At 64.5% G+C, this 13832-nt stretch carries 11 protein-coding genes; 5 read left to right on the forward strand and 6 right to left on the reverse strand.

Annotated features, from left to right (window positions below; translation table 11 throughout):
• Positions 1 to 3: 3 nt before the first annotated feature.
• A complete protein-coding gene (locus A6723_RS07615; protein WP_082450687.1) occupies positions 4 to 3384 on the reverse strand; it encodes a YadA-like family protein in 3381 nt (1126 codons plus the stop codon).
• A gap of 763 nt (positions 3385 to 4147) precedes the next feature.
• Here A6723_RS07615 and A6723_RS07625 point away from each other — a divergent pair.
• A complete protein-coding gene (locus tag A6723_RS07625) occupies positions 4148 to 5863 on the forward strand; it encodes a response regulator (RefSeq protein WP_054908908.1) in 1716 nt (571 codons plus the stop codon).
• A 139-nt stretch (positions 5864 to 6002) separates the two neighbouring features.
• Here A6723_RS07625 and A6723_RS07630 read toward each other — a convergent pair whose 3' ends face one another.
• The gene (locus tag A6723_RS07630) at positions 6003 to 6527 is read right to left on the reverse strand and encodes a phospholipase D family protein (protein WP_054908951.1); all 525 of its coding nucleotides are present in this window, start codon (positions 6525 to 6527) and stop codon (positions 6003 to 6005) included.
• A gap of 445 nt (positions 6528 to 6972) precedes the next feature.
• Here A6723_RS07630 and A6723_RS07635 point away from each other — a divergent pair, with 445 nt between their 5' ends.
• The 3 genes from A6723_RS07635 (at position 6973) to A6723_RS32350 (ending at position 9261) form a co-directional block, all read left to right on the forward strand.
• Complete coding sequence (locus tag A6723_RS07635; protein ID WP_256233809.1) at positions 6973 to 7995, forward strand: GlxA family transcriptional regulator; 1023 nt, start codon at positions 6973 to 6975, stop codon at positions 7993 to 7995.
• 116 nt (positions 7996 to 8111) lie between these two features.
• A complete protein-coding gene (locus tag A6723_RS07640; protein ID WP_054908910.1) occupies positions 8112 to 9035 on the forward strand; it encodes a glyoxylate/hydroxypyruvate reductase A in 924 nt (307 codons plus the stop codon).
• 100 nt (positions 9036 to 9135) lie between these two features.
• On the forward strand, positions 9136 to 9261 hold the full coding sequence (locus A6723_RS32350) for a hypothetical protein (protein WP_256233810.1): 126 nt from the start codon (positions 9136 to 9138) through the stop codon (positions 9259 to 9261).
• Positions 9262 to 9264: 3 nt separating this feature from the next.
• On the opposite strand, the gene A6723_RS07645 is transcribed toward A6723_RS32350, so the two are convergent.
• Complete coding sequence (locus A6723_RS07645; protein WP_054908911.1) at positions 9265 to 10107, reverse strand: LysR family transcriptional regulator; 843 nt, start codon at positions 10105 to 10107, stop codon at positions 9265 to 9267.
• A 106-nt stretch (positions 10108 to 10213) separates the two neighbouring features.
• On the opposite strand from A6723_RS07645, the gene A6723_RS07650 reads away from it, so the two are divergent.
• Complete coding sequence (locus A6723_RS07650) at positions 10214 to 10705, forward strand: DinB family protein (RefSeq protein WP_054908912.1); 492 nt, start codon at positions 10214 to 10216, stop codon at positions 10703 to 10705.
• Between the two features lie 4 nt (positions 10706 to 10709).
• Here the strand turns inward: A6723_RS07650 and A6723_RS07655 are convergent, their stop codons facing one another.
• The 3 genes from A6723_RS07655 to A6723_RS07665 are packed head-to-tail and all read right to left on the reverse strand — an operon-like array spanning position 10710 to position 13683.
• Positions 10710 to 11489 carry an ABC transporter ATP-binding protein gene (locus tag A6723_RS07655; protein ID WP_054908913.1) on the reverse strand — a complete coding sequence of 260 codons (780 nt, stop codon included), beginning with the start codon at positions 11487 to 11489 and terminating at the stop codon, positions 10710 to 10712.
• Positions 11486 to 12550, reverse strand: coding sequence for an iron ABC transporter permease (locus A6723_RS07660; protein WP_054908914.1), 1065 nt, complete (start codon positions 12548 to 12550; stop codon positions 11486 to 11488). Before A6723_RS07660 ends, A6723_RS07655 begins: the two co-directional genes overlap by 4 nt.
• Positions 12547 to 13683, reverse strand: a complete 1137-nt coding sequence (locus A6723_RS07665; RefSeq protein ID WP_054908915.1) for an ABC transporter substrate-binding protein — start codon at positions 13681 to 13683, stop codon at positions 12547 to 12549. Before A6723_RS07665 ends, A6723_RS07660 begins: the two co-directional genes overlap by 4 nt.
• Positions 13684 to 13832 lie beyond the last annotated feature (149 nt).

Genomic DNA, 13832 nt, shown 5'->3' on the forward strand with positions numbered 1-13832 from the left:
GACTCACCACTGGTAACCGACACCAACTGCTAGGCCGGTATCACCCTGGCTACTGGTCGTGCCCTCCAGCTTGGTGATCCATTTGCCGTTGTCGGAGATCTTCGATACGCCGACCGCCAGCGCCCCCTGGCCGCGATAATTGCCCACACCGACAGTGGCCATGCTGGCTCCCGGCGAGTAGGGCTGCGGCAGTGTCGCCATTGCCATGGCCCCGGCGATCCCGGCACTGAGCATGTCGTCCTGCTTCTTCAGATCATGACGCAGCGCGTTGTAGTGGGAGTCGGCGTAGTCGTAGTACTGGCTGGAGATGTCGCCGATGCTCTTCTGCAGCTGGCTGACGTTCACGGCGTCGGTCGGCGCGGTACCCGCCGCGACGTTGGTGATCTGCCGCTCGTTGCCCGCGCTGCCCACCGAAACGCTGTTGGCGCGGTCTGCCACCGAGTTTGCTCCCAGGGCCACTGAGTTGGAGCCCTGGGCATTGGAGCCGTTACCAAGGGCAGTGGCGTTGCTGCCACTGGCACGCGAGCGAGTGCCGATGGCTGCGCTGTTGTTGCCCGAGGCCTCGGCCCCCGCCCCGCCGGCCACTGAGTCGACCCCTCGGGCGCGTGGCTTGGGCAGGTTGCTGCTGTTGTTCACCTGGAACATGCCATCGGTTCCGTTCTGCAGATGAGTGATGTCGGTAGCTGCTTGGTTGACCCGGTTGTCGACGTTGCTGATGGTGTCGCCCTGTGCGCGCAGCTGTGCGACGTTCACCGCGTCGGTGTCGGCTTCGCCGGCCTTGACGTTGGTGATCTGCCGCTCGTTGCCGACGCTGCCTACCGAAACGCTGTTGTCGCGATCAGCCAGCGAGCCGGCGCCCAGTGCCACGCTGTTGTCGGCCTGGGCGTCCGCGCCGGCGCCGATAGCTGCGCTGCGCTCGCCACTGGCCGAGGCGCCGTCGCCCATGGCCACCGACGAGGCGCCGCTGGCGCTGGCACCGTTACCGGTCGCCGTGGCGCCGCTGCCACTGGCGCTGGCATTGCTGCCGATGGCGCTGGCGTTGGTGCCGCTGGCATTGGCGCCGTCGCCCATGGCGATGGACGAAGTTCCCGAGGCCTGGGCGGCCGGGCCAACCGCGACGGAGTCGGTGCCGCTGGCGACGGAGTCGGCCTTGGTCGAGGAGGCGTGGAAATACTTGGTGGCACCCAGGGTGATGTTGTTGATCTGATTGGTTACGTCGAACAGTTGCGCACCGTTGACTGCATCGGTGGAGGACGCAGAGATGTCACCCGCGGCGACGTGGGTGATCTTGTTCGGGCCGCTGCCACCATGGTTGGCGCTGTAGGCACCCAGCCCGCCGTTGGCGGTCGGGTCCCACTGCAGGGCATCCTGGGTCAACTGGTCGGTACGGCCGGCAAGGCCCTTGAGCTGCGAGACGTTGACTGCATCGGTGTCCGCTGCGCCAGCGGCGACGTTGGTCACGCGTCTCTCGGCACCGGCTGAGCCGACCGAAACTTCGCCGCTGGCCACGCCTGCAACGACGGCGCCATTGGGAGCATAGGCTGGTTGAGCCAGGTCTGAGGTGGTGGTGCTATTGGTACCCAGGGCAACACTGTTGTCCGCCGAAGCATTGGCATTGCGGCCCAGGGCAAGAGCGCTGTCACCCGTCGCCGTCGCTTGATAGCCCACGGCGGTGGAACCCTGCCCTTGAGCATAGGCGTCCTCGACCGGCAGGCCGTTGTCGTTGGTGCGCACGTAGCGGATGCCTCGACCGTTCTGCTGGACGTTGGCGACGCTGTCGTCACCGAAGACGTTGCTGACGCGATTATCGACGTTGGTAATGTTCTGGTTGGTCTCGTGGAGCTGGGAGCCGTTGATGGCGTCGGTGGAGGTGGGCGTGATGGCGCCGTCTGCCACGTTGGTCAGCACCTGCGCGGCGCCTGGGGCGGTGGCATCGCCGCCAGCGGCAATCAGCGACAGCTGATCCGTACCCGTGCGCTGCACCGGGCCGAGCGTGCCGTTGTCGATGTTGTTGCTGATGTTGGTGATGTTGGTGGTGTTCTGGTCGACCTGCTGGTTGGTGGCATTCAGCTGCGAACCGTTGATCGCATCGGTACTGCTGGCGGAGATGTCACCGGCTGCCACGTTGACGATTTTGTTCGGCCCATTGCCACCGTGGTTGGCACTGTAGGCGCCCACACTGGGGTCCCACATCAGCGCGTCGGTGGCCACCGCATTGAGCTGGCTGCCATTCACGGCATCGGTGCTATCCGCACTTACCAGCCCTGCGGCCACATTCTGAATGCGCCGTTCGCTGCCTACGCCGCCCACACTCACCACGCCGACCGGTTCACCGCCTGCGACGTTGGTGGTGGTTCCGTTGATGGTTTGGCTGTTGTAGATCGTCATGCCCGCACTCTGAGCCGTCAGGTCGGCATTCATGGCCGACTTGCTGCCCAGGGCGACTGAGTTGCTGATGGTCTGGGATATCTGGTTGCCCAGGGCAAACACATCACTCTGGTTTGCATCCGTGAGCTGGCTGAAGTTGCCAATCGCATAGCTGTTGCGCGAATTGACCAGATTCTCGAACCCAAGGGCGCCCGCCGTGACGCCGTTGACGACGCTGAAGTAACCAACGCTGGTGGAGTTCTCGCCGTAGGCCTTGGCAAAGCTTCCGACTGCGGTGCTCAGGTCGCCGTTGGCCTCGGACGTGAAGCCCAATGCACTGCCGTTGTAGCCATTCGCACGAGCGTTCTGGCCCACCGCAGTACCGTAGTCACCGCCGGCGGTGGCACTCATCCCTAGCGCGGTCCCACTGCGGCCCGGAGCCTGCGCCATATATCCCAGCGCCGTGCTGCCGATGTTTGTCGCGCTTGCGCCCTGTCCGACGGCGGTGCTGTAGATCACCGTCGCCTGCGCTCCCATGCCCACGGTCGTGGTGTAGTCGCCAGTCGCTTGCGCACCGTTGCCGATGGCTGTGCTCTGTATGCCGCTCGCCGACGCACCGGCGCCAGCGGCCATCGAGTTTTCACCTGTGGCGCCGTCGTTGGCATAGTTGCTGCCAGCCCCGGTCGCACTGCTGTTTATGCTGTAGTAGTGCAGGTCAGGGCCTGGGTTCGGTGTCGCGAGTACCGCGACCGAACCGGCGCTTTCGACACCTTTGTTTTCCTCAACTGTTGCCGCAGCAACTGCCTTGGTATCCGTCCCTGTGGCTTCGCCGATCTCTCTGGCAATAACCACCCCAGCAGGAATTGCCAACAGCGCCAAGGCGACTGCAACTCCGCTGGTGCCGGTATGCACGGCACGCTTCCCGCTCGATTGCCTGCCTTTGGCCCGGGCAAACTCGCACACTGCTACCCACGCGTTATGCGCGGTGCTCCATATCAACCGATAGACCTTGTTCATGGGAATCTCCTCCCAGGGAGGCTCTCCCTGGGCTCAGGAAGGGAAATCAAAGGGCAAGCCGCAACATGGCGCGCACGGGCCGACTCAGCGGCGGGTGCTCCATGGCCGTCTGCCGCGATTGCGGGATAGCGCGCCGGGAGAGGTACGGGATGCTGGTGCGGTCTTGGCGGGCGTACTCGAAATAGCCGCCGACAAAGACTCCGGCCTCATCTCGCGGGGTGTGCCTGGCGGTCAGGGAGGACCGGCTTAGGCGGGGCTTGACTGGGGAGAACATGGCTGCAACTCCAGACAGGTTTTAAGTTGCAGTCATGCTAGGAATGAAAGGCGCAGAGAAAACTCAGAGTCGTCCGGGGCTGCTTGTAGGAGTCGCTCTAGAGGTGTAAGGCCGCCTGAAGTGACGATGGGGCCTAACGCATGAGGGGGATTTCGCGGCGCTCGCCATCACGCTGGTGGAGGGCCGGCCCTTTCCGCGTTACACAGGGCATTGGCAAGTCAGGGGCGCTGGCGAAGCAGTGTGGTGCGGACGAGCCACGCAGCTCCAGGCGCGTCAGCCACCTGGGATGGGGCGGCCGGGCAGGGAGGTGGCGTATGACAAAGCGTCAGCTCGTCGATGCAGATTGCGGCGCAGCGCCTTTGAGGGATTGGCAGTCTCGGCAAAAATGTTTCCCGCTGCTGTAGGAGTATTTCGTTGTCCCTGTAGGAGTCATACCCATGGGCGCCACTGATCTACGCTAAAGGCGGGATTGCAGGATAGGGAATAGCTATGAGCACGGTTCTGCTCGTCGAGAACCAGCCCATTACCCGCCAGGGATTGCGCGAGCGGGTAACGGCATCAGGTCACCAGGTGGTCGGTGAGGCAGACAATGGCCAGGACGCGCTGCGGATGTGCCGTGAGCTGCAGCCGGAAGTTGTCATCCTTGAACTGGCGATCCCGCGCCTGGGTGGCCTTGACGTGTTACGTCGATTAAGAGCGAGTGCGCCGGAAATCCGCTTGCTGGTGTTCAGTCATCAGGAAAGCGAGATCTACGCCAGTCGCTCTCAACAGGAAGGTGCCGACGCATTTGTCAGCAAGTTCGACCCGGTTGTCGAACTGGAAAAGGCTATCGCCGCGATCGTCCATGGGCGCACCTATTTCCCTCGTCAGACCTCGAATCCGCAGACCGCAACAAGCCTGGCGAAAGAGTTGAAGGATGAGCTGCGTGGCTTATCCGCCCGAGAACTGACGGTACTGCAGATGCTCTGCCAGGGGCTGAGTAACAAGGATATATCTGATCATCTGAAGCTTAGCTACAAGACCGTCAGCACCTACAAAGGGCGGCTTCACCAGAAACTTGGCGTAAGTAGCGATTTCCAACTGATCAAAGTGGCGCGAGTTCATGGGCTGGAGGGTGTCGTTGACCCCTCTACAAGTGGCGGTGGCTTTTTGGAAGAGCAGCACGAGGATCTGGAGCTGCTGCGTGCAATGCTCGACTCAACCCCTACCTCAATGTTCGTCCGCGATCTCGAAGGCCGCCTGCTTCTATGCAATCAGGCCTTCCTCAAACGGACTCAAAGCAGTTTCGAAGAGCTTCGCGGAACGCGGATCGAGGAGGCTCTGTGGATTCCGCAGGAACTTCGCGAACAGACCGCCAATCGTTATTACGAGGCGGTCCAGCAGCAGGAACCGTTCATCTTCGAAATAGCCCTGGAGCAGCAAGAGGTATCAGGCACGTACTACGTCTGGGGCCTCCCGCATCGCACCAAGTCGGGCGAGATGATTGCCATGGTTGGTGGCGTCAGACCGCTCAATGAGCGCGACAGCATGCTGGCTGAACTGCGCCATGAAAGCCTTGCAGCGCAATTCAGGAGCCAGCAGAAGAATAGTATTCTGCAATTGATCAAGGAGGACCTGGACGAACAACTTCAGAGCCTGCACGACCACAGCGATATGATTGTTCCGTCTGCGGCCTCGCGTGAGCTGGAGTCGTGTATCGCTCAGCTTGGGATTATGTCGTCTCGAATCGAAGAGTTGCTGGCTCTGGAATATGAAGATGCCACCAGGCAACGCGAAGCCCGCAAGCTCGGGCCGCTCACATCCAGCCTCCTGGTTCCTATTCGACAGCGGCTTGCCGCAGCAGGTTACTCATTGGAGTTGGACCTGGGCTTGAGCAATCTGAAAACTGCCTGGATCAGTGTCGCCCAGTACAAATACCTGCTGGAAAGCCTGTTTGATCATGTCCAGCTTCAGCCGCCGACTCACTTGTCGCTGCGTGTCGAGATTCGCCCTCATCTCAAGGGGTACTTGCGTATGTCCCTGGAGCTTTCGCCTTGGCCGCCGTTCATCCCCAACGATGCCAAGAGAGCTTTCAAATGGAGCCAGACGCGGGTGCAGCGAGCTTTGGGTGCATTGAGCGCTTACTCGGTTGAATCCGAACCGAGCGATGAGATACCGGTGGCGCTGCAGATTTACATCGATGTTCCACTGGCTCTGGAAAGCTGAGGAGTGCTTGCAGTCACCCGCAACAGACTGCCTGCTGAAGTCCACCATGGGGCGGAAGCTGCGCTCAGCAACGGCAGCAACGGCAGCAACGGCAGCAACGGCAGCAATCGGTCGCAGTTGGGCTGCTATCTGCGCCCGCTCACTTCGCAGGGTACGGCTCCCCAAGGTCCCAGCGCGATTGCCAGTGCTCGATGTATTGCCGGGCGACTTCCGGCATCCCCTGGATGACCACAACATTCTCGGAGTTGGTCATTTCGGCCGAGGGGGCAAAGTTGAATGACCCCGTCTCGACCGTCACTCCATCGACGATGATGGTTTTGTCGTGGTGGAGGTGAAAACGGTCGTTGGTGCGAAGCGCGACGCCATTGCGAACCACCAGGTCCATGGCCTTTCTGCTGGCCGCGCCCAGGTTTCGTCGCTTGTCGATCACCACTTGAACCCTGACGCCGCGCTTGGCAGCGTCAACCAGCGCCTGGGCGATGTCTTCCGCCTGGAACGCGTATGCGAGCATCTGGATGCTTTCCTGCGCACTGCCGATTGTTTTCAGGACCAACACCCGTGCCGAGCCTTCAGGAGAAAAACCAACCTGCACGGACGGCTCTCCCCAGGAGGGCAAAGCAATGCCAAGCAGCAATATCGACGCGATAGCGCGAATCTTGTACATGTTGCGCACCTGGCCCGGAAAGGCTTTATGTTGCATGGACTGGATACTGAACGGATATCCTCGGCGCCACTCATTCCGCCTGGCGCGCTTCGCTGCACGCTGAAGAATACCTTCAGCCAAGCAGCCGTCTTCACTGCATAGCAGAACAACGACTGTCCTGGAACGTCCGCTGTGAATCGACAACTGCCTATCACCTGCGGCAGTGATCAGCCTGAATCGGACATGAGAGTTCCGACTGAAGCGCCCAGCGCGCGAAGCAGATGGCAGCGTACAGAGCAGGGCGCCTGCCGTTGCGGTTGCGGGCGTGCCTGGCTTTTGTGCACGGAAGCGATGGCTGTGCTTGGGGGCGTTTGTATAATCCGCTTCCACCGGAGGCAGGCCGGCTCCGGATCGGGGCGCGCAGTTGATTGCCCCTGCCAACAGCAATTCGCAAAGGTACGCAGCAGTGGAAAGACGGCAGTTCAGCGAGTCGATGCAGGGGCAGAACCTGCGCTTCGTCGATGAGCGCAAAGGCGAGCCGCAGCGGCAGCGCAAAGTCGGTTTCGTGCTGCTGGAGAACTTCTCGCTGCCGGCCTTCACCCAGGCGCTGGATACCCTGGTCACCGCCAACCTGATTCGCGAAGGCGCCTTTGCCACGCGCACCTACAGCCTCGATGGCGAGGCGGTGACCAGCGACCTCGGGTTGGTGATCTGTCCGGCGGCGGCGCTGGAAGGCAGGTACCTGGACATGGATCTGCTGGTGGTTTGCGGCGGCCTGCGCACGCCGCTCAAGGACATGCCCGGCCTCAGCCGCCTGCTGCAGCTCGCCGACGAGCGCGGCATCGCTTTGGCCGGCCTGTGGAATGGCGCCTGGTTCCTCGGCAAGGCTGGCCTGCTGGATGGTCACCAATGCGCGGTGCACCCGGAAAATCGCGCTTCGCTGGCAGAGGTTGCGCGCAACAGCGTGGTCACCGCCGAGAGCTATATCCTCGACCGCAATCGCCTCACCGCCGGCAGCCCGACCGGTGCCTTCAACCTGGTGCTGGAGTGGATCCATAACCTGCACGGGCGCGAGCTGGTGGAGGGCATCGTCGATATCCTCGCCTTCGAGGAATCCCGTTACCGCCGCACGCGCCCGGCACTGCACGAGAAGATGACCCAGCCGTTGCGCGACGTGCTCAACCTGATGAGCGCGAACATCGAGGAGCCGCTCAGCACGGACCAGCTCTCCGAGTGCGTGGGGCGCTCCAAGCGTCAGCTGGAGCGGTTGTTCCAGGAGCAGCTGGGCACCTCGCCGGTGCGCTATTACCTGGAGCTGCGCATCACGGAAAGCCGCCGCCTGCTGCAGCATTCGGACCTGTCGCTGGTGGAGGTGGCGTTGGCCTGCGGTTTCGTTTCGCCCAGCCATTTCAGCAAGTGCTACACCTCGTTCTTCGGCCATTCGCCGTCGAAGGAAATGCGCTTCGGTTGCGTGCGCTCCGCCAAGTAACGCAGGCGCCCGACGAGTCAGTCTGCGTGCCCGCAGTGCCTTGTCGATGGTGTTCCTCGCGCAGGTCGGCTGGTTAACTGGCCGGACGTGCAGAGAACAAGAGCGAGGAACAGGACGTGATCTTTCTTTACAACGCCGAACCCGAACACGCGGAAAAATGGCGGGCCCTATTGGCCGCCCAGGTGCCGGACCTGGAGTTCGTCGAAGGCTTCGAGGCGGTCGACCCGGCGCGTGTCACCTACCTGCTGACCTGGAAGGCGGTCGCCGATATCGAGCGTTACACCAGCCTGCGCGTGCTGTTCGCGGCCGGCGCCGGGGTGGACCAGTTCGACCTGTCGAAGATTCCCGAATCGGTGGCGCTGGTGCGCATGGTCGACGAGTCCCTGGCGGACATCATGGCCGAGTTCGTGGTGATGTCCGCGCTGGCGCTGCATCGCGAGATGCCGGCCTACCGCGCCGCGCAGGCGGCGCAGGTGTGGGAGCCGCTGAGCATCCTCCCGGCCTCGACCAGCCGGGTCGGCGTGATGGGCCTCGGCCAGTTGGGCCAGGCATGCCTTGCGCAACTGCGCCACCTGAAATTCCAGCTGCTTGGCTGGAACCGCTCGGAGCGGAGCATCGACGGAGTGAAGACCTACACCGGTCCCGAGGAGCTCGCAAGCTTCCTGTCCCAGTGCGACATCCTGGTCAACCTGCTGCCGCTGACCGACAGCACCCGCGGCATACTCAACCGCGAGACGCTGGCGCAACTGCCCAGGGGCGCCGGACTGATCAACGTCGGCCGGGGCGAACATGTGGTGGAGGCCGACCTGGTCGCGGCACTGGACGCGGGGCAGATCGGCGCGGCGATTCTCGACGTATTCCAGCAGGAGCCGCTGCCCGAAGGGCATCCGCTGTGGTCGCACGCGCGGGTGTGGGTCACTCCGCACATCGCCAGCACCATGCAGGTGGAAGGCGGTGCGGCGGTCGTGGCGAAGAACATCCTGCGGGATCTGCAAGGCAGCGAATTGCTGCACACCGTGGATCGCCAGGCGGGCTACTGAGGCGTTTCGCTTATCGCTGAAATAGCCGGCGTGCGCTGTTTGCCGTGGGCGGCACTTTCGATACTGGCGGCTCCCAACCGTCGTTCAGGAAGTGCCGTTCATGGACCAGGAACCGCTGCAAGCTCGTGACTTCGCCTTCATCCATTTCGCTGCCGTCGCTCTCTGCGGCTCGCTGATCGTCGCCCTGGCGCTGTTCCTGGCGCGGCTGGGCGTGCTCCTGCACTAAGGTTCAGGCAGTGATGGCCTGGCTCAGTGCGCCGATCAGCGCGCGCGTCTGGGCGTCGCGATGGGCGCAATAGAGCACCACGTCGCGGGGTGGCAATTCAGGCAGGCCGAAGCGTTCGCGTACATCGACGCAGCCCGCCGGCGCCATGCGCTCGACCATGGCGCCAATGCCGATACCAGCCGATACCGCCGCACCGATAGCCAGAATTCCCGAGCCGACAAAGGCTTCGCTCCAGTTGCGGTTCTGCCCCTGCAGCGCGCTGCTGACCATGCTGCGCATGCCGCAGGGCGCCGGCTGGATCGCCAGTGGCAGCGGTGCGCCATCGTCCAGTTCGAACGACTCGGCGGCCATCCAGCCGAAGCGTTCGCTGCCGATTACCTCGCCGTCCTGGCGGCGGTTGTCGTGGCGCAGGATCAGTGCGATATCCAGCGCGCCTTCCTCGTAGCTCTCCAGCATCTGCCGCGAAGTGCCCAGGCTGAAGGCGACGATCACCTCCGGATCGGCTTGCGCCAGACGCTGGAGCCAGTGGCTCAGGTCCGCCCCGAGGATGTGATGGCTTACGCCGATGCGCAGGGTACGGCGCGGCGCGTCGAAGCAGCGCAAGGTGTCGTCGTAGCTCTGCAGCAGGCGGCGTGCGCTGGCAATGAACACCGAGCCCTGGGCGGACAGGGTGACGCGGCGCGGTGTGCGCTCCAGCAGCGCGCGGCCGAGGGATTCCTCCAGGCGCTTGATCTTCAGGCTGATCGCCGCCTGGGTGGTGCCGGCGACCTCGGCGGCGCGGGTGAAGCTCTTCAGGTCGGCGACCAGCAGGAAGGCGCGGATGGCTTCTATATCGGGGGTTTTCATGGCAGCGAATCGTCCTTGGGGCTATCGCCAGTCTGGCAGCTGGGCCGACACAACCCAAGCCCCGGATGCGCTACAGTGCCGCCTTCGCCACTGACGAGGAATCGCGATGCTGACCCAGGCCTTCGCCTACAAGTGCTGGTCGGACCTTCGGGCACTGGACTCCATCGCCCAGATCGACGCCGGGCGCTTCCCCGAGGAGCATGCCTTCGCGCTCCAGCAACTCAACCACATGGCCATCGTCGAGGACCTGTTCCGCGCACGGCTGAAGGGCGAAACGGACCCGCATCCGGCCACCAATACCCAGGTGGTGCCCGGTTACGACGAGCTGCGCGAGCGCCTGCTGACCTCCGGCCAGTGGTACGTCGAGCAGCTCGCCGCGCTGACCCCGGAGCAGGGGCGCGAAGTCATTCACTTCCGCTTCACCGACGGCCGTAGCGGCAGCCTGACCCGCGAGGAGATGTTCTTCCACATCCTCAACCACGCGACCTACCACCGCGGCTCCATCGCCCGCGCACTGGGCCAGGCCGGCGTGGCGCACCCGGCTGACACCTACACGGTGTTCGTGCACGCTACGCAACCGGAGCGCCGCGAGAGCTGAGGGCTCAGCAGGCCACTTCGTCGATGATGATCTGCAGCGTCTGGCGTGAACAGCGCTCCACTCGTGCCTGTACGCCGTAGACGTCCCCGAAGAGTTGCGGAGTGAGGATGCTTTCTGCGCCGCCAGCGGCGACCAGCCGGCCCTGGTGCAGCACCGCCAGTTGGTCGGCGTAGCGAGCGGCGAGGCCGATGTCGTGCAGCACGGCGATGGCGATCAGGCCGTGGCGGCGCACTTCCTCCTGCACGCATTGCATGACCCGCAGCTGGTAGTTCAGGTCCAGTGCGCTGGTGGGTTCGTCCAGCAGCAATACCTGCGGGCGTTGCGCCAGCAACTGGGCCAGGCTGACCATCTGCCGCTGGCCGCCGGAGAGACGGTCCAGGCGCTGGTCGCGCAGGTGCAGGATGCCGACCCGGCGCAGCGCTTCGAGGGCAGCGGCCAGTGGATCGGCGCGGCGCAGTTCGGTGTCGAACGGGTTGACCCGCAGGCTCGCCAGCAGTGCATCGAGTACGCTCAGGGCGATGCCGCCGGGCAGGTGCTGCGGCATGTAGGCGATTCGCCGGCTGCGTTCGCCGACCGACAGCGATGTCAGGGATTGGCCGTCGAGACTCAGCTCACCGCGTACTCGCTCCAGGCCCGCGAGACCGCGCAGCAGGGTCGACTTGCCCGCGCCGTTGGGGCCGATCAGCGCGGTGAGGGTGCCGCGTTTCAGTTCCGGCAAGGTCACCTCGTGGACCACCGCATGGCGGCGGTAGGCGACCGTCAGATTCCGGGCGAGCAGGCTCATGCGTGGCGTCCTCCGCGGCAGACCAGCACGACGAATACCGGTACCCCGACCAGTGCGGTGACGATGCCCACCGGCACGATCAGCCCCGGCATCAGCAGCTTGCTCGCCACCGACGACAGCGACAGCAGCAGTGCACCGACCAGGGCACTGGCCGGCAGGTAGAAGCGCTGGTCCTCGCCGATCAGCAGCCGTGCGATGTGCGGGCCGACCAGGCCGATGAAACCGATGGTGCCAACGAAAGCCACCGCACAGGCCGACAGCAGGCAGATGCGCAGCAGGGCGAAACGGCGCAGGCGGCGCACGTCCACGCCCAGGCTGCGGGCGCGGTCCTCGCCCATGCGCAGCACCGTGAGCTTTGACGCGGCGGCCTGGGAGAAGGGCAGGCACAGGGCAAGCACCAGGGCCAGCGCGCCGGCCTTGTGCCAGTCAGCACGGGCGAGGCTGCCAAGTGTCCAGAACACCAGCTGTTGCAGCACGTCTTCGCTGGCCATCATCTGCAGCAGGGCGACCGCCGCATTGCAGCTGAATACCAGGGCGATGCCGAACAGCACCAGGCTTTCCACGCCGCCGCCACGCAGGCGCGAGAGCGCTTGCAGCACGACCAGCGACAGGCAGGCGAAAACGAAGGCGGCCAATGAGACGGCCGTGTTGGCCGACAGCCAGGCGTTGCCCAGGTGAAAGAAGATTGCCAGCGAAGCACCCAGCGCGGCGGAGGACGACACACCGAGGGTGAAGGGGCTGGCCAGTGGGTTGTCGAGGATGGTCTGCATCTCCGCGCCGGCCAGTGCCAGCGCGCCACCCACCAGCAGCGCCATCACCGCGTAGGGCAGGCGCACGTTCCAGATGATCACCCGCTGGCTCGGCTCCAGATCAGCCGGGTGAAGCAGGCCGTGGAGCAGGGCGGAAGGCGTCAACCCGGACGGCCCGCTGAGCAGGTCCCAGGCCACGGAGCCCAGCAGCAGGGCGAGCAGGACGACCAGCACCGCTCCCCGGCGGCGCAGTTGCAGCTGGCGCTCACGGCGTGCCAGCTGCAGGTCGATAGTGTCCACGGCGACGTTCATTCAGGCTTGCCAGCATCGACCCAGTAGGTGCCGTCCAGGCCGATGCGCAGGAAGTCCTGGTTGATCTGCGCCTGGGTCTGCGCCGGGTCGAGGCCGGCGAAGCGTTCGGGATGAACCCAGCGCGCCATGGCCTCGATGGCGAGGATGTTGAACGGCGAGTTGTAGAAGTCGTGCCAGAGGCCGTGGGCCTTGCCGTTGCGGATGGCGTCCAGGCTGGCGAACTCGGGGCGCTGCAGGACCTTGCCCAGGCTTTCGCGGGCCTGTTGCTGGCTGACACCGGCGCCGAGGATCAGCCCCGGCTGGCGGTTGCCGGTGGCGATGTACAGGTCCGGTTTCGCCGACAGTGCGTATTCCACGCTGATGTCGCCCAGCGCGCCGGGTACCACGCCGGCGGCGATGTTGCGACCACCAACGGCGTCGATCACGCTGCCCAGGCCGCTCTTGCCGGTGGTGTGCCCCGGTGCCTGCCAGACGCCGGCCAGCAGTTCGAGGAACACCGTCGGTTTGTGCGCCTCATCCAGCCCGGCCACGCCATCGCGGATGTACTTGAGGTGGGCATCGTAGAACTTCAGGTACTGGTCAGCCTCGGCCTGGCGACCGAGCGCCGCGCCCAGCGCGGTAAGGCTGGTGCGCACGCCCTCGATGGGGTGCACGCGGAAGTCGACGAATACCACCGGGACGCCGGCGGCGGCGAGGATATCGGCGATCGGGCTGTGCTGGGTCGGGCCTTCGCCGGCGATGCTGAACACGGCGAGGTCCGGCTTCAGCGCGAGGATCTGCTCGGCGCTGACGCTCTGCTCAGAGGCCTGGCCGATCAGCGGGATCTGCTTCACCTGGGGGAAGCGCTGGGCGTAGACGTCGAAGGTGTGCGGGTCGAGCAGGCGCACGTCGTTCTGCCAGCCGACCACGCGCTGGAAGGGATTGTCGCGGTCGAGCAGGGCGAGGGCGAAGAACAGGCGGCCTTCACCCAGCACGACGCGCTGGGCATTGCCACTGACTTCGACCTTGCGCCCCAGCACGTCGGTGACGGTCAGCGCTTCGGCGGGCACGGCGAGGCCGAGCCAGCCCAGGCAGAGCAGGGCGAGAGTGGCGAGGGAGCGGAGCAGACGGGAGCGGGACGACAGGAAGGGCATGCGGAACGACCTGAGCATGAAGTAGAATTAATCGCATTTGCAATCCACTCTACCGCTGCCGCCGCGGGCGAGCCGGGCGGCAATGTATCGGATCGGCGTGAAATCCCGCGCCACAACAATCCATTACATTTGCGCCGTGCAACCCGTGT

It is taken from the genome of Pseudomonas sp. AU11447 (genome assembly GCF_001672555.2).
GTDB lineage: Bacteria > Pseudomonadota > Gammaproteobacteria > Pseudomonadales > Pseudomonadaceae > Pseudomonas > Pseudomonas nitroreducens.